General features: G+C 39.0%; 17 protein-coding genes. 12 read left to right on the plus strand and 5 right to left on the minus strand.

Going from position 1 to position 17,913, the window contains the following annotated elements:
- A partial coding sequence (locus tag RMO03_RS11945; protein WP_309642349.1) for a DUF4870 domain-containing protein occupies positions 1–165 on the minus strand: 165 nt, incomplete at its 3' end.
- Positions 166–325: 160 nt separating this feature from the next.
- Here RMO03_RS11945 and RMO03_RS11950 point away from each other — a divergent pair.
- The 9 genes from RMO03_RS11950 (at position 326) to RMO03_RS11990 (ending at position 8,697) form a co-directional block, all read left to right on the plus strand.
- Positions 326–775: a DUF4442 domain-containing protein gene (locus tag RMO03_RS11950; RefSeq protein ID WP_309642333.1), complete on the plus strand. Its 450-nt coding sequence runs from the start codon at positions 326–328 to the stop codon at positions 773–775.
- 78 nt (positions 776–853) lie between these two features.
- Entirely contained in the window at positions 854–1,759 is a 906-nt protein-coding gene (locus RMO03_RS11955; RefSeq protein WP_309642334.1) for a TIGR01777 family oxidoreductase, read from the plus strand.
- 434 nt (positions 1,760–2,193) lie between these two features.
- A complete protein-coding gene (locus RMO03_RS11960; protein WP_309642335.1) occupies positions 2,194–2,763 on the plus strand; it encodes a nucleotide exchange factor GrpE in 570 nt (189 codons plus the stop codon).
- A 49-nt stretch (positions 2,764–2,812) separates the two neighbouring features.
- Positions 2,813–3,925 carry a molecular chaperone DnaJ gene (dnaJ, locus tag RMO03_RS11965; RefSeq protein WP_309642336.1) on the plus strand — a complete coding sequence of 371 codons (1,113 nt, stop codon included), beginning with the start codon at positions 2,813–2,815 and terminating at the stop codon, positions 3,923–3,925.
- 161 nt (positions 3,926–4,086) lie between these two features.
- The gene (locus tag RMO03_RS11970; RefSeq protein WP_309642337.1) at positions 4,087–5,007 is read left to right on the plus strand and encodes an ATP-binding cassette domain-containing protein; all 921 of its coding nucleotides are present in this window, start codon (positions 4,087–4,089) and stop codon (positions 5,005–5,007) included.
- A gap of 87 nt (positions 5,008–5,094) precedes the next feature.
- Positions 5,095–6,396 (plus strand): ABC transporter permease, encoded by a 1,302-nt coding sequence (locus RMO03_RS11975; protein ID WP_309642338.1) that lies wholly within the window; start codon positions 5,095–5,097, stop codon positions 6,394–6,396.
- A gap of 191 nt (positions 6,397–6,587) precedes the next feature.
- Positions 6,588–7,751 carry a sigma-54 dependent transcriptional regulator gene (locus RMO03_RS11980; RefSeq protein ID WP_309642339.1) on the plus strand — a complete coding sequence of 388 codons (1,164 nt, stop codon included), beginning with the start codon at positions 6,588–6,590 and terminating at the stop codon, positions 7,749–7,751.
- Between the two features lie 82 nt (positions 7,752–7,833).
- Positions 7,834–8,463, plus strand: coding sequence for a DEAD/DEAH box helicase (locus tag RMO03_RS11985; RefSeq protein WP_309642340.1), 630 nt, complete (start codon positions 7,834–7,836; stop codon positions 8,461–8,463).
- 27 nt (positions 8,464–8,490) lie between these two features.
- On the plus strand, positions 8,491–8,697 hold the full coding sequence (locus RMO03_RS11990; RefSeq protein WP_309642341.1) for a putative signal transducing protein: 207 nt from the start codon (positions 8,491–8,493) through the stop codon (positions 8,695–8,697).
- Here the strand turns inward: RMO03_RS11990 and RMO03_RS11995 are convergent, their stop codons facing one another.
- Entirely contained in the window at positions 8,698–9,921 is a 1,224-nt protein-coding gene (locus RMO03_RS11995; protein ID WP_309642342.1) for an MFS transporter, read from the minus strand. It lies immediately after the preceding gene.
- Positions 9,922–10,142: 221 nt separating this feature from the next.
- On the opposite strand from RMO03_RS11995, the gene RMO03_RS12000 reads away from it, so the two are divergent.
- Together RMO03_RS12000 and RMO03_RS12005 are read left to right on the plus strand one after the other, a co-directional pair.
- Positions 10,143–11,777 (plus strand): ABC-F family ATP-binding cassette domain-containing protein, encoded by a 1,635-nt coding sequence (locus RMO03_RS12000; protein ID WP_309642343.1) that lies wholly within the window; start codon positions 10,143–10,145, stop codon positions 11,775–11,777.
- Positions 11,778–11,830: 53 nt separating this feature from the next.
- Positions 11,831–12,910 carry a PAS domain-containing sensor histidine kinase gene (locus RMO03_RS12005; protein ID WP_309642344.1) on the plus strand — a complete coding sequence of 360 codons (1,080 nt, stop codon included), beginning with the start codon at positions 11,831–11,833 and terminating at the stop codon, positions 12,908–12,910.
- A gap of 171 nt (positions 12,911–13,081) precedes the next feature.
- Here the strand turns inward: RMO03_RS12005 and RMO03_RS12010 are convergent, their stop codons facing one another.
- The 3 genes from RMO03_RS12010 to RMO03_RS12020 form a co-directional block, all read right to left on the minus strand.
- Positions 13,082–15,679 (minus strand): von Willebrand factor type A domain-containing protein, encoded by a 2,598-nt coding sequence (locus RMO03_RS12010; RefSeq protein ID WP_309642345.1) that lies wholly within the window; start codon positions 15,677–15,679, stop codon positions 13,082–13,084.
- A gap of 2 nt (positions 15,680–15,681) precedes the next feature.
- The gene (locus RMO03_RS12015) at positions 15,682–16,182 is read right to left on the minus strand and encodes a sigma-70 family RNA polymerase sigma factor (protein WP_309642346.1); all 501 of its coding nucleotides are present in this window, start codon (positions 16,180–16,182) and stop codon (positions 15,682–15,684) included.
- 102 nt (positions 16,183–16,284) lie between these two features.
- On the minus strand, positions 16,285–17,115 hold the full coding sequence (locus RMO03_RS12020; RefSeq protein WP_309642347.1) for a DUF6929 family protein: 831 nt from the start codon (positions 17,113–17,115) through the stop codon (positions 16,285–16,287).
- Between the two features lie 152 nt (positions 17,116–17,267).
- On the opposite strand from RMO03_RS12020, the gene RMO03_RS12025 reads away from it, so the two are divergent.
- A partial coding sequence (locus RMO03_RS12025; protein ID WP_309642348.1) for a polyphosphate kinase 2 family protein occupies positions 17,268–17,913 on the plus strand: 646 nt, incomplete at its 3' end.

The raw sequence follows: 17,913 nt of genomic DNA on the forward strand, positions 1-17,913 counted from the left end.
AAAATTGATGGTTTGCTTTCCTTGCTGATCAATATATTCCGATTTTTCTTTATTCGCACTCCAAATGATAATTGGAAAAATAAAATTTCCAAACGGAATAAAGTATTGTGTTAATGTACTCAGATTCATTAAAGCTGCTGTACTGTTTTTCGAAGTTGTTTCCATGATTATAGATTGTATAGTAATTTCTTATGCAAATATATGTTCAAAAACCAATACCTTGTTTCGCATAGTACCATATATTAACAAAATTTTAACAATTTAAAAACCATCATTACTATAAATAAAAGCGGTATATTTAACCAATAAATCCAGCAAACACAATATGTCACGTTTTAAAATCAACCTTTTTTTGTTCTTAAAATTACCATCTGCCTTTTGGTGCGGCGTTCGATTAAAAAGCATTACGCAAGGCCAATGTGTGACTTCAGTTCGCCACCGCTGGTTCAATCAAAACCCATTTCAATCGATGTATTTTGCCGTGCAAGCCATGGCAGCTGAACTCTCAACTGGCGCTTTAGTGATGCGTTCCATACAAGAAAGCGGTAAAAAAATCTCGATGTTAGTCGCCAACAACAAAGGCAATTTTACCAAAAAAGCCACCGGCAGAATCACATTCACCTGCAACGACGGACAAAAAGTAAACGATGCCATCCAACAAACCATCGCTACCGGCGAAGGCCAAACCGTTTGGTTAAAATCCATAGGAACCAACGAAAAAGGCGAACAAGTTTCCGAAATGGATTTCGAATGGACCGTGAAAATCAAGAACTAAATTCCCATCCAACAGACGTTAAATCAAACCTAATTGTGACAACGTTTCCCAAGCCATTACTTAACTTTGAAATAAAAAATGAGAATTCTTATCACTGGCGCCACAGGCTTAATCGGAACAGAATTGGTTGCACTGTTGTTGCAAAACGGAGTCGAAGTGCATTACCTCACAACCTCCAAAAAGAAAATCATCAAAGAAGACAAATACCATGGATTTTTTTGGAATCCGGCGCAAGGTATCATCGATGAGAATAGCCTTCTAGGCGTTGATGTTATCATTCACCTCGCCGGTGCAAGCATCGCCAAACGCTGGACAAGTGCCTACAAACAAGAAATCATCGAAAGCAGAATTGCATCTTCTAATACGCTCTACAAAGCCCTAAAAGAAAATCCAAATCAAGTCAAACAAATCATTTCAGCATCAGGAACGGCTATTTATCCCGATAGCGCAACAGCCCTATACGATGAACTTTCCATCGCCAATCAAGATAATTTCCTTTCTAATGTAGTCGTAAAATGGGAGGAAAGCATCAACAAATTCAAACAACTTGACATCAAAGTATGCAAACTCAGAACAGGAATCGTTCTGTCTAAAAACGGCGGTGCACTTCAAGAAATGCTAAAACCCATTCAATTCGGATTGGGCGCAGCGTTCGGAAATGGCCAACAAATCACCTCATGGATTCACATTCATGATCTCGCAGCGATGTATTTTTTCGCAGCCAAAAACCAATGGGAAGGCATCTATAACGCAGTATCACCGAGTCCAATTTCAAACGAAAATCTTACCAAAGCATTGGCAAAGCAACTACACAAAGCACTTTTCTTGCCCAATATTCCAAGATTTGTCATGCGTTTAATGCTCGGAGAAATGCACGAATTACTGTTCACCAACAAAAACATCAGCGCCCAAAAAGCCCTCGATAACGGATTCCAATTCCAATTCCCGACAATCGAAAAAGCACTGGGTAATATCATTGCATAAAAAAAGCTCCGTTGAACAAACGGAGCTTTTCTTTTATAAAGTGAATTAATAATATTTAGAAGCTTAACGCTAACCTTAAGATTCAATTCCATACCAATTTTTCATTGGAGGGAAACAAACTTAATCAAAACGAAAACGTTTTAGTCTTAAAATTCTATTAAATTTTTCATTTTAACTTTTAGGAGCTTTTTCCCGCTATCATTCCAATCTTTTTTGTTTTTAAAGAAAAAACAAAAAAGGATTTTCCCTTCTATCGGGGCTAGGGCAATTGATTCCCAAACTACTTCTTCCCAAACTTTGCGTCTCTGCGCCTTTGCGAGCTAATCTTTGCGAACCTTGCGAAACACCTTGCGTACTTTGCGGTTAAAAAAAAACCGTGACAATTTGACATTTTTCAACAAATGGCAATACTTTTGCCAATCAGCCAAAAAATAATGAAAAACATATTTAAAAATAAAAGCAAAATGACGACTGAAAATAAAGAGAACGAAGAAGTGCTCGACCAAACCACAACAGAAACCCAAGAGCAAGGTATAGAAGGTGCAGAAGCTTTAACGCCAGAACAAAAACTCGAAGAAGATCTGGCCACAGAGAAAGATAAATTTTTAAGACTTTTTGCCGAATTCGAAAACTACAAACGACGTACTGCCAAAGAGCGCATCGATTTATTCAAAACGGCCAACCAAGAAGTAATCCAAGCCATGCTTCCCATCATGGACGACTTCGACCGCGCCATCACAGAAATCAAAAAAACAGACGATAATATATTGTTAGAAGGTGTTGAACTCATTTCAGAAAAACTAAAATCAACCCTATACGCAAAAGGATTAGAAGAAGTAACCGTTAAAGCCGGTGATATTTTCAACGCCGATTTCGCAGAAGCCATTACACAAATTCCGGCACCATCGCCAAACCTAAAAGGAAAAATCGTAGACGTAATCGAAAAAGGATACAAGCTAGGAGACAAAATCATCCGTTTCCCAAAAGTGGTTATCGGAAATTAATACCAATCGCAACCCGCGAACTGTCTAGGGTTAATCGAATATCAAAAACATGAAAAAAGATTTTTACGAAATATTAGGCATCTCAAAAAATGCTACTGAAGCTGAAATCAAAAAGGCATACAGAAAGAAAGCCATCGAGTTTCATCCTGATAAAAATCCAGGAAATAAAGAAGCAGAAGAAAATTTTAAAACAGCAGCCGAAGCCTATGAAGTATTAAGCGATCCTCAAAAGAAAGCCAAATACGATCAATACGGTCACCAAGCTTTCGACGGTTCCGGTGGTTTTGGCGGCGGTCACGGCGGCATGAACATGGATGATATCTTCAGTCAATTCGGCGATATTTTCGGTGGTGCTTTCGGTGGTCAGTTTGGCGGGAATTCAGCAGGACAACGTCGTGTCAAAGGCAGCAATCTTCGTATCAAAGTCAAACTAACGTTAGACGAAATAGCAAACGGTGTCGAGAAAAAAGTAAAAGTAAAACGCAAAGTTCAAGCTGCTGGCGTTTCTTATAAAACGTGTTCAACGTGTAACGGTCAAGGTCAAGTCATGCGTGTTACCAATACGATTTTGGGGCGTATGCAATCCGCTTCCACTTGTCCAACTTGTGGTGGCTCAGGTCAAATCATCGACCGAAAACCAACCGAAGCCGATGCACAAGGAATGATTCTCGAAGACGAAACAGTATCGATCAAAATCCCTGCTGGTGTTGTCGATGGGATGCAACTCAAAGTTTCCAATAAAGGAAACGACGCACCGGGCAACGGAATTCCTGGCGATTTAATCGTAGCTATCGAAGAACAAGAACACGAATTCCTAAAACGTGAAGGAGAAAACCTGCATTTCGATTTATACATCAGTTTCTCAGAAGCCGTTTTAGGCGTTTCCAAAGACATCGATGCGGTCAACGGAAAAGTCAGAATCAAACTCGAAGAAGGCATTCAATCCGGAAAAATCCTTAGATTAAAAGGAAAAGGAATTCCAAGTATAAACGGTTATGGTAAAGGCGATTTACTCGTACATATTAACGTATGGACACCAAAGACTTTAAACAAAGATCAAAAGCAATTTTTCGAGAAAAATCTAACTGACGAAAACTTTATTCCGCAGCCTGAAAAGAGCGATAAATCTTTTTTTGAAAAAGTTAAAGATATGTTCTCATAAATTAAAAAAATATTTTATATTTGATTATTACTAGGCAACTAGTAATTTCTTTTTCATAGCAATTTTTCCCATCCTTGTTGCAAAATAAGGGTGGGTTTTTTTTGTAACAATATGAAGTCCAATTATACTAATTGCATACTTTTACACAAATTAAATTCAGTATGAATAACATTCTTGAAGTTCAAAATGTAGTCAAACAATACGGTGATTACGTAGCACTCAACAAAATATCACTCACCGTTCCAAAAGGAAGCATCTACGGATTACTCGGCCCTAACGGCGCTGGAAAAACGTCTCTCATCAGAATTATCAATCAAATTACCATGCCCGACAGCGGCGAAGTGATTTTCGATGGAGAAAAATTACAACCACACCACGTACAATATATAGGTTATCTTCCCGAAGAACGCGGTTTATACAAATCGATGAAAGTCGGCGAACAATGCTTGTATCTTGCCCAAATGAAAGGACTTTCCAAAGCTGAAGCTACCAAACAATTACACTATTGGTTCGACCGTTTAGAAATTCAAGGTTGGTGGAACAAAAAAATACAAGAACTTTCCAAAGGAATGGCGCAAAAAATACAATTCGTAGTCTGCGTATTGCACAAACCCAAGTTGCTGATTTTCGATGAGCCTTTCTCTGGTTTCGACCCTGTCAATGCCAACATCATCAAAGACGAAATTCTCGAATTGCAAAAACAAGGTTCCACCATCATATTTTCAACGCACCGTATGGAAAGCGTTGAAGAACTTTGCGACCATATCGCGTTAATTCACGAATCCAACAAACTCATTGAAGGCAAACTCACCGATGTCAAAAAAGAATACCGAACCAATAGTTTCGAAGTCGGTATTCTCACAGATAACGTAGAAGGTTTGATGTACGACATCACGCAAAAATTTACGGTGGGTCAAACCAATTTCAAATCGCTCAACGATGAACTCAAACTAGAAATTCAACTCGGAACCGCCGCACCAAACGAATTGCTTCACTTGCTAACCCAACGCGGACAAGTCACGCATTTCTTGGAAAAAATCCCGAGTGTTAATGATATTTTCATCAAAACTGTCAGTCAATAGATTGTGAGACTATAAGACTGTAAGATCATAAGATTTGGTCTTACAGTCTTAAAATCTTACAGTCTTACAATCTTAAAATCCAAAAAAATGAGCATTTTATCCTTAATCATAAAAAGAGAATTCATAGCCAAGGTGCGCAACAAATCCTTCATTGTGATGACTTTCTTAAGTCCGTTGCTTTTTGTCGGAATCGCTGCTTTCGTAGGTTATCTTGGTTCCCTCAAAGCCGATGTCAAGCAAATCGCCATCCACGACGAAACCGGAATTTTCGCCAACGAATTCAAAAATTCAGAAGAATACCATTACCTCGATTTGTCTAAAGTCGATATGAAAATCCTCAAAGACAGCATCGTCAAAGAAAGCTACGAAGGGTTGATTTTTATTCCTAAAACCGACAGCATCAAAACGCTTCAAAGCAAAATTCAATACATTTCGAATGACAGTCCAAGCCTCAGTTTTTTAGGCGATACCGAAGATGTCATCGCCAAGAAAATCACAAAACTCAACTTCGAAAAAGCCAAACTCGACACGCTAGCCATCAAAAACGCCGAAGCCAAAGTCAATATTGGCGTTGCGAAATCTTCCGGAGAGCAAACCCTAAAAGGCCTCAACGAAATCAAAATTGCCATCGGAGGTGCTTTCGGATATCTCATTATGATGTTCATCATCATCTATGGCAATATGGTCATGCGCTCAGTAATCGAAGAAAAAACCAACCGCATCATCGAAATCATTATTTCGTCTGTCAAACCATTTCAACTCATGATGGGAAAAATCATCGGAACATCGCTTGCCGGTGTTTTACAATTTTTCATCTGGGCGATTATTGGATTGAGTTTAATGTTTGCAGCATCCACATTCTTCGGAATCGATGCCTCGCCAACTGCCAAAGTCCCACCTGAAATGATGCACCAAGCGCAAGAACAAATGTCTTCGATGCAGATGTATATCAAAGAAATGTGGAACTTACCTATCGCCACCATTCTGATTTGTTTCATCATTTATTTCATCGGTGGCTATTTCCTATACAGTTCATTCTACGCCGCCATCGGAGCCGCAGTCGACAACGAAACCGACTCACAACAATTCCTTTTGCCTATCATTATGCCATTAATATTGGGCGTTTACATAGGTTTTTTCACCGTCATCAACGATCCGCACGGAACCATAGCCACAGTATTCTCCATGGTGCCGCTCACATCGCCCATCGTCATGCTGATGCGAATTCCATTCGGCGTACCGTGGTGGCAAATCGCATTATCGATGACCATTTTGTTCGGAACATTTTTCGGTGTGGTTTGGTTTGCGTCGAAAATCTACCGTGTTGGAATCCTGATGTATGGCAAGAAACCAACGTGGAAAGAATTGTATAAATGGCTTAAATATTAGGTGCTAAGGCGCTGAGGTACTAAGGTTCTAAGGTTTTTTAGGAGCCGGGAACCTGCTTTCCGCAGTGCGCGGCACTTTGCTCCAATCAGGGCTAGGCAATCATCTTAGAATCAAAATTTTCTTAATACATAGGCAAGTTCTTTCTAACTTAGTACCTTAGCGCCTTAGAACCTTAGAACCTCAAAAAAGAAATGCCCAAAATACTAATCATCGAAGACGAAGCCGCGATCCGCAGAGTACTCACCAAAATACTCTCCGAGGAAAGCAGCACCTACGAAGTCGAAGAAGCCGAAGACGGTTTGCAAGGCTTAGAAAAAATAAAAAACTCCGATTACGGCTTGGTGTTGTGCGACATCAAAATGCCCAAAATGGATGGCATCGATTTGCTCGAAGCTGTCAAAAAAATCAAACCCGAAATCCCGATGGTTATGATTTCCGGTCACGGCGACATGGAAACCGCCATACTAGCCATGCGACTCGGAGCCTTCGATTATATATCCAAACCACCCGATTTAAATCGCTTACTCAACACCGTACGCAACGCTTTAGATAAAAAGCAATTGGTTGTTGAAAATAAAATCCTCAAAAAAATCGTCAGCAAAAATTATGAGATGATCGGCAACAGCGAAGCCATCAACCACATTAAATTGATGATAGAAAAAGTAGCCCAAACTGATGCGAGAGTTTTAATTACGGGACCAAACGGAACCGGTAAAGAACTCGTTGCGCATCAATTGCACGAAAAAAGCGAACGCGCCAATTATCCATTGATTGAAGTCAATTGTGCTGCCATTCCCAGCGAATTAATCGAAAGCGAATTGTTCGGACACGTCAAAGGTGCCTTTACTTCCGCCGTTCGAGATCGCGCCGGAAAATTCGAAGCAGCCGATGGTGGCACCATTTTCCTTGATGAAATTGGCGATATGAGCCTAGCAGCGCAAGCCAAAGTACTGCGTGCTTTACAAGAAAGTTTGATACAAAGAGTCGGCGCTGATAAAGACATTAAAGTCAATGTGCGTGTTGTGGCTGCCACTAATAAAGATTTAAAAACAGAAATAGCTGAAGGACGATTCCGCGAGGATTTATACCATCGATTGGCAGTGATTCTGATTAAAGTTCCGGCATTAAACGAACGACGCGATGACATTCCGTTATTGGTAGAACATTTCACAGATAAAATCGCTAATGAGCAAGGTAATGCACCAAAGTCATTTTCAAAAACTGCGATTCAATTATTACAAGAATACGATTGGACAGGCAACATCCGTGAACTCAGAAACGTAGTCGAACGACTGATTATTCTGGGTGGAAACGAAATTTCAGAAACCGACGTAAAACTGTTCGCGAGTAAATAAATTGTTGTAGGTTGTAAGTTATAGGTTACGCTCAGTCAACCTACAACCTACAACCTACAACCTACAACCTACAACCCTAAAAATGAATCTAAAAAAAATAAACCCCAACCTCCAACAAGCGCTTATCGAAAGTGGTTTGACTGAAGCGAATCCGATGCAGCAAGACACTTTTTCAACGTTGAAGAGTGGTGCTGATTGCGTCATTATTTCGCCAGAAAAAACCGGAAAATCAACTACGATTGTTTTGAATGTTATTCAACAATTGGTAGCTGAAGGCGAAGAATCTCCAAGAGCTTTGATTATTGTAGAAGACAAAGCGAAAGTTTTAGAAATGGAAGCATTGTTCGACGAATTTGGAAAGTACACCAACCTTCGCGTATACGGCGTGCATGACAAAGGCGATATGGAATATGATAAGAATTATATTTCCACAGGAATCGATGTGCTCATAGGAACACCGAACAAACTCAACGAAATGTTTTCTACGGCTGGTTATAATGTCAACCGATTGAAGATGTTTATTCTAGATGACGCCGAACCGATTTTAAGATTGCGCCATGAAACCAAAATCATGCGCATTTCTAACAGCATTACCAAAACACAACGCCTTATTTTTGCTGAACAACTCACCGAACGCATCGAAATATTAGCAGAAAAAATGCTCACAGAACCCTACTGGTTCGAAATTGAAGATGACCAAACAGACAACTAACAAGCAACAACTATTGATATGGGATTAATGAAAATATTTTCAGGCAATGAAATTCTAGCGCTTGCCTTACAAGAAAAAATAGAAGCTATAGGCGTCAATACCGTAATTCGAAACAACAACCAATCGAATGTTTTGCCTAGTTTATCAAACTCCAAACCCGTAGAAGTATTCATCCAAGAAACTGATTTTTCTAAAGCGAATGCAGTAGTCGAGGAATTTCGATTGAGTATATAGTTACTTAAATATACTGAGTTTGCTCACCAGAATTGAAATAAACAATCCAAAAATACCAATAATGGCGAACGAATATTTCAAACTGGTCAGTTCAGCGATATAGCCGATTAGTGGTGGGCCAATCAAAAATCCCAGAAAACTGATGCTCGATACGGTGGTTAAAGCGATGCTTGTCGGTACTTTTTCGTTATTCCCCGCCACATTAAAAATAATAGGAACCACATTGGAAACTCCAAATCCAATCAGCATAAAAGCGATGGTGCAGGGAATTAAAAACGGCAATAAAACCGCCATATAAAATCCAAATGAAATAACGATACCACTTGCCATTAAAACTCTTTTCGCACCGTATTTCCCTACCAAAATATCACTAAAAAATCTTCCTGAAGCCATTGTAATCATGAAAGTTGTATACCCTAAAACGACTAATGCTCCGGGTGCTTTGATGATTTCTTTGAAATAAACACCACTCCAATCAAACATAATACCTTCGCTGGCCATACCGCAAAAACAAACTACACCCAACCACAATAAGGTTTTGTCGGGATTTTTAAAAAACGAATACTTGGTTTTGGCTTCTTCTTGCTTTGATTTCGATTTTATAATGTATTTGTAATTGAATACGATGATTAAACTCACAATAGTAAAAGCCACCACAAAATGCTGCAACGGACTTAGTTTAAAAGCCAACATTAGCAACCCGAGTAAAGCACCACAAAAACCTGCCAAGCTCCATGAACCGTGAAACGAACCCATAATCGGTTTGGTAAACAATTGTTGTGTATAAACACCTTGCGTGTTCACAGCGATATTGCAGAAGTTGCCAAAAAAACCAAATAAAAACAATCCAATCGCCAAGTGCCAATCTGCTGTTGCCAATCCTGGTAAAATCATGCAAATGGCGTAAAGAAACAATCCTAAAATAGCAATATTTCTACTGCCATATTGCGCCACTACTTTTCCTGAAAACGGCATGGCAATCAACTGGCCAAAAGGCAAAGCAAAAAGTAAAGTTCCCAAAGCAGCTTCACTAAGATGGAGTGTTGACTTAATATCAGGAATCCGACTGGCCCAAGTAGCAAAGCAAAATCCCATACCAAAGAAAAACAGCGAAGTGGCGAGTCGAACCCTATTGAGATAAGACTGCTTCGCGTTCCTGAAGCTCTTTTTAATCTTGGCTTTAGGTAAGATTTTGTTTAGAAAGCTATAGTCGAATATAGGCATAACGGTTTGTATATTATAAATGTATGACTAATTGTTTAAAATTACGTTTTAGTATACAAATTAGTACATTTCCAAATTGCCTCATTTCTAAATTAGACTATCTTTGCGCGTTTTAAAAATAGACTGTAAGACTGTAAGATTTCAAGACTGTAAGAAGCATCTTATGATCTTACAATCTTACAGTCTAAAAATCTAATAATCCAACAATCTAATAATCCAAAATGATTACAGTTAATGATATTTCCGTACAATTCGGCGGAACCACTTTATTTAGCGATGTTTCTTTTGCCATCAATGAAAATGACAAAATTGCCTTGATGGGAAAAAACGGCGCAGGAAAATCGACACTTTTGAAAATCATTGCAGGTCAAAGCAAACCTTCTACAGGTAACATTTCTGCACCAAAAGAAGCTGTCATTGCTTACTTGCCACAGCATTTATTGACGACGGATACGGCTACTGTAGTGGAAGAAACTTCAAAAGCTTTCGGGGAAGTTTTTAAAATGAAAGCCGAAATCGATGGCATCAACGAGCAACTTACGATTCGCACGGATTACGAAAGCGACGATTATATGAAATTGATTGAGCGCGTTTCGGATTTGAGCGAGAAATATTATGCGATTGAGGAAGTCAATTATGAAGCGGAAGTGGAGAAAATTTTAATTGGTTTGGGTTTTGTTCGTGAAGATTTCAATCGACCAACTTCTGAGTTTTCGGGTGGTTGGAGAATGCGCATCGAACTCGCGAAAATCTTATTGCAAAAACCCGATCTGATTCTACTCGATGAGCCGACAAACCATATGGATATCGAAAGTATCCAATGGCTCGAAGATTTCTTAATTAATGCTGCCAAAGCTGTAGTCGTAATTTCGCACGATAGAGCGTTTGTTGATAATATCACAAATCGCACGATTGAAGTGACGATGGGCAGAATCTATGATTATAAAGCGAAGTATTCTCATTATTTAGAATTGCGAAAAGACCGTAGAATTCACCAACAAAAAGCATACGACGAACAGCAAAAAATGATTGCTGACAACCAAGAATTCATTGACCGATTTAAAGGCACTTTTTCTAAAACTTTGTCTGTGCAATCTCGTGTGAAAATGCTCGAAAAGATTGTTCCTGTTCAAATCGATGAGATTGACACTTCGGCTTTACGTTTGAAGTTTCCACCGGCAGTGCGTTCAGGACAATACCCTGTAATCGTCAAAGAGCTGTCGAAATCGTATGGAGATCATGTGGTTTTCAAAGATGCCAATATTGTGATTGAACGCGGTCAAAAGGTAGCTTTTGTCGGGAAAAATGGTGAAGGAAAATCGACTATGATTAAAGCGATTATGAAAGAAATCGGCATTGATAATGGTCATGTTGAAATTGGTCACAATGCCCAAATTGGCTATTTCGCGCAAAATCAAGCGTCGTTATTGGATGAAAACGCCACCATTTTTGAAACGATTGATGATGTTGCTGTAGGTGATGTGCGCACGAAAATTAAAGATCTTTTGGGTGCATTTATGTTTCATGGCGATGATGTTACTAAGAAAGTAAAAGTGCTTTCTGGTGGCGAAAAAACGCGGTTGGCGATGATTAAATTGTTGCTAGAACCAGTCAATTTGCTGATACTCGATGAGCCTTCGAACCATTTGGATATGAAAACCAAAGACATAATCAAAGATGCGTTGCGCGATTTCGACGGCACCTTGATTTTAGTATCACACGACCGTGATTTCCTTGACGGATTGGCGACCAAAGTTTTTGAATTTGGTAACAAACGCGTCAAAGAACATTTCGAAGATATCGCGGGATTCTTAGCCCATAAGAAGATGGAAAATTTAAGAGAAATAGAGAAATAGTATAACATATAGCCCCGGAAAAAATCTTATCTTGTCATTTTAAAAGCGATAAGATGATGGAAGGTGCAAATGATTTAAAAATTTCAAGGATAAACTTACAAAAGGTAGCCGATTTTTTACCTTATCCATTTATCATTGCAGAAGATTTTGGCGATGAGCACCTAAACACTTATCTTAATGAAAAATTCCTTCAGGAGATTGGGTATACACTAGATGAAATTCCTACGATTGAAAGTTGGTATGCAAAAGCATATCCCGATGAATCCTACAGAAATCAAGTCATCAGCAATTGGAATCAGGCGGAAATAGAAGCCTGGCAACAGGAGAAAATTTTTGTTAGAATGAAATCGCAAGTAACTTGCAAAAAAGGCAACAAGCGCTGGTACGAAATCAAGGCATCTGTCATCAACAAAATACACGTTGTAGCGTTTGTAGATATTGATAATGAAGTGACTTTGCACGAAGAACTTCGCAATATCAACAGAAATAATGATCGCATGTTGTCTATTCTAGGGCATGATTTGAGAAGTCCTGTGGCGAACCTTATGGGGATTTCATCGATGGCGGCCAATACTGAAATTTCCAATGATGAATTTATTTCGTTAATGCACCAAATCAATGAGCAGTCGGTGCAGGTTTTACAATTATTAGATCGCACACTCAGTTGGGCAAAACTCAATTTTAATACCCTACAACAAAATAATTCGGAAATCGATTTTGTGAGTATTGTATCCAATATCCTTGAGATTCATAAGTCGACTTACCAATCAAAAAGCATCGATATTCAAGTGCAAATCGAAAAAGGGCAAGTCATTGTTTCTGATCCTGAATTGGTCACTATCGTTATCAGGAACATCATTTCGAATGCTATAAAGTTCACTTCTAATGGCGGAATCATAACGATTAAGTTTCACCAAAATGTGCTTGAAGTCACCGATAATGGGATTGGAATGACGCCTCAAATGATTCAAGATATTCTCAATAATACCAATGTTTCGCGTAGAGGAACCAACAATGAAGTTGGTATTGGGATGGGTTTGCAGTTGGTAAAAAGTTTAACCGAGAAAATCAATTGTTCCTTTTCTATTGAAAGTCAGCCTAATGTTGGAACTACAATTCACTTGGTTTTCTGACAATGCAACCATGTATTATTTTTGAAGTTCCAATTTATAGACAGTCGATTCTGGGTTTTCGGTATCATTGTCTTCACAAAGTAAAATCCGATGCTTTCGTTTGAATTTATAGCACAAAGCCAATAACAAGAAATGAATTCCTAGTTATTGACTTTTTGATTTAGTGGCGTTTTATTTTACAGTTTCCACAAGGCGTATAAACTCTGCTTTATAACCTGATTCATCATTGGTCAATCCGGATTTGGCGAGTTTTTTAATTCCCTCTGATGACTTTTCGGTTACCAATTTGGAATCTCTGAGTTTCAATCCAAACCAAGCCACAGCTGTACTGAATTTGAAATCATCGGAACTGTTTTGTAATGGTACAGATTTGTTTTCAATCACTTTGACCATTTCAATACTGGTATCGCCATCGGGTTTTTTGTAGCGGAATTTGATGGTTGCCAATTCGTCGTTATAATTGGCACCGGCTTGTTCGACTTTAGTATACTTCAATTCCGGTACATTGCTCAGGAATTCACTTGTTACACCAGTAGGGATAATTTCATACAATGCGGTAACGGTATGACCGCTTCCCAATTCTCCTGCATCAATGGCGTCATTCGTGAAATCTTCGGGTCGTAATTTTCTGTTTTCATAACCAATCAATCGATAAGCCTGCACATGTTTCGGATTGAATTCAATTTGGATTTTGACATCTTTTGCAATGGCAAACATCGAACCTTTGAATTCTTTCCCAAGAAAACGATTGGCTTCCTGAATGTTATCGATGTAAGCATAATTCCCGTTGCCTTTATCGGCTAGAACTTCCATTTTACTGTCTTTGTAATTACCCATTCCATAGCCTAAACAAGTGAGGAAAACGCCTGATTTTCTTTTGGCTTCAATTAAGGTTTGCATATCGCCATCTGAAGAAGCACCTACATTAAAATCGCCATCGGTAGCCAGAATCACACGGTTGTTTCCATCTTTGATGAAGTTTTCTTGTGCGAGTTTGTAAGCGAGTTCGATGCCTTCTCCACCAGCAGTACTTCCACCGGCGTTGAGCCTGTCGAGCGCATCGATGATTGTTTGTTTTTCATCTCCTGAAGTCGGTGGCAGAACCATTCCCGCACTACCGGCATAAACAACAATGGCAACTTTATCTTTTTTGCGCAATTCATTGACAAGGATTTTCATCGATTGTTTGAGTAAAGGCAATTTGTTGTCATCGCTCATAGAACCTGAAACATCGATTAGAAAGACCAGATTCGAAGCTGGTAGATTATCGGTTGGAATATTTTTTCCCTGCAGGCCAATTTTTAATAATTGGTGTTTGGCATTCCATGGACACTCGCTGTATTCCGTATTGATTGAAAACGGATGCTTGTCGCTTGGCTGCGGATATTGGTATTTGAAAAAATTAACCATTTCCTCAACACGAACAGCATCTTTCGGAACGGTTTGCCCGTTGTTGATGAATCTTCGGATGTTGGTATACGATGCATTGTCAACATCAATCGAAAACGTAGAAAGTGGTGCTGCTTTCGGACTCTCGAACGGGTTTTCAATAAAGCTGCCGTAATCTTCTTCTGTTTCTTCAACTGCTGTAAAATTTCCTTTCTTGGTGGTGATGATGATGGCGCCATTTTGTGCAGCACTTCCATAAAGCGTTGTTGCTGCCAAGCCTTTTAGGACGCTAATCTTTTCAATATCGTCAGGGTTCAATTTTGCGGCCTTTTTTGCCTTCATAGGAATTTCATCTACAACATACAAAGGTTGATTGTTATTTCCTAAAGAAGAATAACCACGGATAATGACATTGGATCCGGCGCCTACGGGGCCAGAGGTTTGTTGGATAGCAACTCCAGGTGCTTTTCCGGTCAGCGCTCTCGCATAATCTGTAGAAGTGTTAGCAGCGATATTGTTTTTGGATGCTGCCTTGATTTCGCGTTTTGATAATTGTCTGGTGCTGTAACCTAATGACTTTTTTTCTTTTTTGATTCCATAACCTGTTACGACTACTTCGTTTAGAGCCATGTTATTCTCTTTCATTTTTGCATTGACAGTATTAGATTCACCAACTGTCGCATACGCATCATTCATTCCAATAAAACTGAAAACCAATCGATCTCCTTTCTCGGCTTTGATCGTGAATTTACCATCAATATCGGTTTGCGTTCCTTTTTTTGTTCCTTTGATGTATACATTGACGCCAGGAAGCGGACCGACTTCATCACTTACGATTCCTGAGATTGTTTTTTGGATGTCATCATAAGTGGCTGTAACTTTCGAAACGGATGTGTCAGCTGCTTTTAGAGTTGGCTCGCTTTGAACAGTCATGACGCTTTCACGCACACCCATTTTTTCGGCTTTTTCTTTAATAGGTTCCACAGTAAGCTCATTGTTCGTTAATGCCTCTTGCTTTTCGATTTGTTGTTTCAGAATTTTTTCAGCATCTTTTTTAATGATTTTCGAAGGTGTAATTTCTACCGTTTTAGGGTTTTCGATTTCTGTTTTCTCTTGAATGACGATGTTGTTTTCAGGAATCACATTTGGATGGTGTATTGATTTATCTGATTTTAAAAACTGGTAACCCAATGAAAACAACAAAAGAAGCGAAGCTGCAATGGCAATTTTTTTCCATATTGCGATGATTTTCTTATCTTCTTTTTTATCGAGTTTGTCTTCTACGCGTGCCCAGACTTTTTCCATGGCAGCAAAATCTTTGGCTTCCGCTTTTTGTGAAGCTTCCTTAATTTGTTCGAATATTTTATCTTGATTGTTCATGACTATTTCACTTTTTGGTAATACAATTGATTCACTAATTCCTTTAGTTTTGTTTTAGAGGCATTCAGTTGCGATTTTGAAGTGCCTTCAGAAATGTTGAGCATCACGGCTATTTCCTTGTGACCGTAGCCTTCGATAACGAAGAGGTTGAAAATAGTCTTGCATCCTTCGGGAATAAGATGGAGCAAATTGAGTAAATCTTCTTCTTCCATGTCGGTGATTTCAGCAGTGACAGGGTGAGTGATTGTTTTAATATCATCAAGATACATGTTGAAGTTTACATTTTTCTTGATGCTAAGCAAACAATGATTTACAGTGATTTTTCGAGCCCAGGCTTCAAATGCTCCTGATTCCTTGAGCTGATCGAGTTTTGTAAAAATAGTGTAGAACGCGTCGGCCAATGCTTCTTCTATTTCTTCTTCTTTTTTGAGGTAGCGCTTGCAAGTGCGATACAGTTTTGGAGCCATAAGCTCATACACCTGACGCTGAGCGTCTCGTTGCATTTTTCTGCAGGCGGAAATTAGGTTTTCGTTCATCACAATAAGGTCTTTAGAAGTAAAGAGCACAAAAAAGAGAAAAAGGTTGGGAAGCGATGGAAAGTTTTTTTATTTTTTTAGGATTAGTTTATACACAGTCGATTCTAAAGCTTCGGTATCATTGTCTTCGCAGAGTAAAAATTCGATTTGTTCTTTGGTGTTTTTATATAAAGTCAATCCTTCAAATTTTTGAGTTTCTGTAATGGTTTGGGTAAAATCGATGGTGAATTTTTTGGCGTCGAGGCAGCCGATAATGCTTCCGACAATCTCACCGTCTTTATAAGTAGAATTCGAATCTTCACCGGCAGCTAGAAAATAGATTTTATCTTTTACCAACACGGCATCTGTAAACGTTGCAGCTACATTTTTTAAGCTGGGCAATACAATCGGAATGTAGGTTATAGTTTGGTTGGCCATCAGTTTTTTATTCTTTAAAATAAAAATCCCGTTTTTGCCTTGTTTGCCGTTGCCACGTTGAAAGAAAATCCATTGTTGATCGTAATACACGACGCCTTCGATGTTGAGTTCTTCTTTAGGCATTTGTGCTGCTTTTCTGAATGCATCGTAGATTTCAGATAAATCGGTTTTGGTGGCGATCTCTTTTTTTGGATCGTAAGTGGCTAGTGTTTGTCTTTTGGGTTTTGAACCCGAGCCGAACAAGTAGATTTTTTTATCTTTTTGCAGTACCGATTCGAAATCTGATTTGTCTCTTTTTCGGAGGTTTTCTTGGCTGTTTTCGAATAGTTTGATTTTGGATACTTTACTTTCTTTGATATCGTAATGATAAAGAAACGTGCTGTTGTCGGAAATAATATAGAGGAAATTGTCGTTGTAGATGAGTCCAGAAGCGGAACCGATTCCGATGATTTTGAATAGAATATCGAGGGTGAATTTTTGCATAGTGTTGGTTTTGTGTCAATTACCTAGCCCGGATAGAAGGGAAAATCCTTGGCATTGGGAGATTGCCGCGCAAGCTCGCAATGACAAGATTGGAATGATAGCCGGAAATAGCTCCTAAAAATAATTATATTTACTCAAATAAACTTCAAAATATGAAATCTATTAATCCTGACGATTTTAAAGTTACCGATGCGATTCGACTTTCGAAAATCCCAACGCTTTTGAAGGTGGATGCTAGCGATGAAGATAAGGAAGAAAAATTAGACAAAGTTCAAGCGAAGTTAAGTGCTTTTCAAGACGTGATGTATGCGCACAATCGGTATAGCGTTTTGATTTGTTTGCAAGGCATGGACACGTCGGGGAAAGACAGTTTGATTCGCGAAGTGTTTAAGGAATTTAATCCGCGTGGCGTTGAGGTGCATAGTTTTAAAACACCGAATACGAACGAGCTCGAGCATGATTATTTGTGGCGGCATTACTTGGCGTTGCCTGAAAAAGGGAAGTTTGCGGTATTCAACCGAACGCATTATGAGAATGTTTTGGTGACGCGCGTGCATCCTGAATATGTATTGAATGAAAACCTGCCAGGCATTGAAAAAGTGGAAGATATCACGCCAGATTTTTGGGAAAAACGCATGAAGCAAATCAATCATTTTGAAAAGCATATCGCGCAAAATGGGACGATCGTTTTGAAGTTTTACTTGCATTTGAGTAAGGAGGAACAGCGTGAAAGGTTGTTGCACCGTTTGGATCATGCGGAAGACAATTGGAAATTTTCTGTGGGTGATTTGAAAGAAC

Source organism: Flavobacterium sp. (assembly GCF_031411595.1).
In the GTDB taxonomy this organism is placed as follows: domain Bacteria; phylum Bacteroidota; class Bacteroidia; order Flavobacteriales; family Flavobacteriaceae; genus Flavobacterium.

Excerpts from the sequence above, each read along its gene's own strand:
- RMO03_RS11950 (WP_309642333.1), top strand. The coding sequence starts at position 326 with ATGTCACGTTTTAAAATCAACCTTTTTTTGTTCTTAAAATTACCATCT.
- RMO03_RS11955 (WP_309642334.1), top strand. The coding sequence starts at position 854 with ATGAGAATTCTTATCACTGGCGCCACAGGCTTAATCGGAACAGAATTG.
- RMO03_RS11960 (WP_309642335.1), top strand. The coding sequence starts at position 2,194 with ATGAAAAACATATTTAAAAATAAAAGCAAAATGACGACTGAAAATAAA.
- dnaJ (WP_309642336.1), top strand. The coding sequence starts at position 2,813 with ATGAAAAAAGATTTTTACGAAATATTAGGCATCTCAAAAAATGCTACT.
- RMO03_RS11970 (WP_309642337.1), top strand. The coding sequence starts at position 4,087 with ATGAATAACATTCTTGAAGTTCAAAATGTAGTCAAACAATACGGTGAT.
- RMO03_RS11975 (WP_309642338.1), top strand. The coding sequence starts at position 5,095 with ATGAGCATTTTATCCTTAATCATAAAAAGAGAATTCATAGCCAAGGTG.
- RMO03_RS11980 (WP_309642339.1), top strand. The coding sequence starts at position 6,588 with ATGCCCAAAATACTAATCATCGAAGACGAAGCCGCGATCCGCAGAGTA.
- RMO03_RS11985 (WP_309642340.1), top strand. The coding sequence starts at position 7,834 with ATGAATCTAAAAAAAATAAACCCCAACCTCCAACAAGCGCTTATCGAA.
- RMO03_RS11990 (WP_309642341.1), top strand. The coding sequence starts at position 8,491 with ATGAAAATATTTTCAGGCAATGAAATTCTAGCGCTTGCCTTACAAGAA.
- RMO03_RS11995 (WP_309642342.1), bottom strand. The coding sequence starts at position 9,921 with ATGCCTATATTCGACTATAGCTTTCTAAACAAAATCTTACCTAAAGCC.
- RMO03_RS12000 (WP_309642343.1), top strand. The coding sequence starts at position 10,143 with ATGATTACAGTTAATGATATTTCCGTACAATTCGGCGGAACCACTTTA.
- RMO03_RS12005 (WP_309642344.1), top strand. The coding sequence starts at position 11,831 with ATGATGGAAGGTGCAAATGATTTAAAAATTTCAAGGATAAACTTACAA.
- RMO03_RS12010 (WP_309642345.1), bottom strand. The coding sequence starts at position 15,679 with ATGAACAATCAAGATAAAATATTCGAACAAATTAAGGAAGCTTCACAA.
- RMO03_RS12015 (WP_309642346.1), bottom strand. The coding sequence starts at position 16,182 with ATGCAACGAGACGCTCAGCGTCAGGTGTATGAGCTTATGGCTCCAAAA.
- RMO03_RS12020 (WP_309642347.1), bottom strand. The coding sequence starts at position 17,115 with ATGCAAAAATTCACCCTCGATATTCTATTCAAAATCATCGGAATCGGT.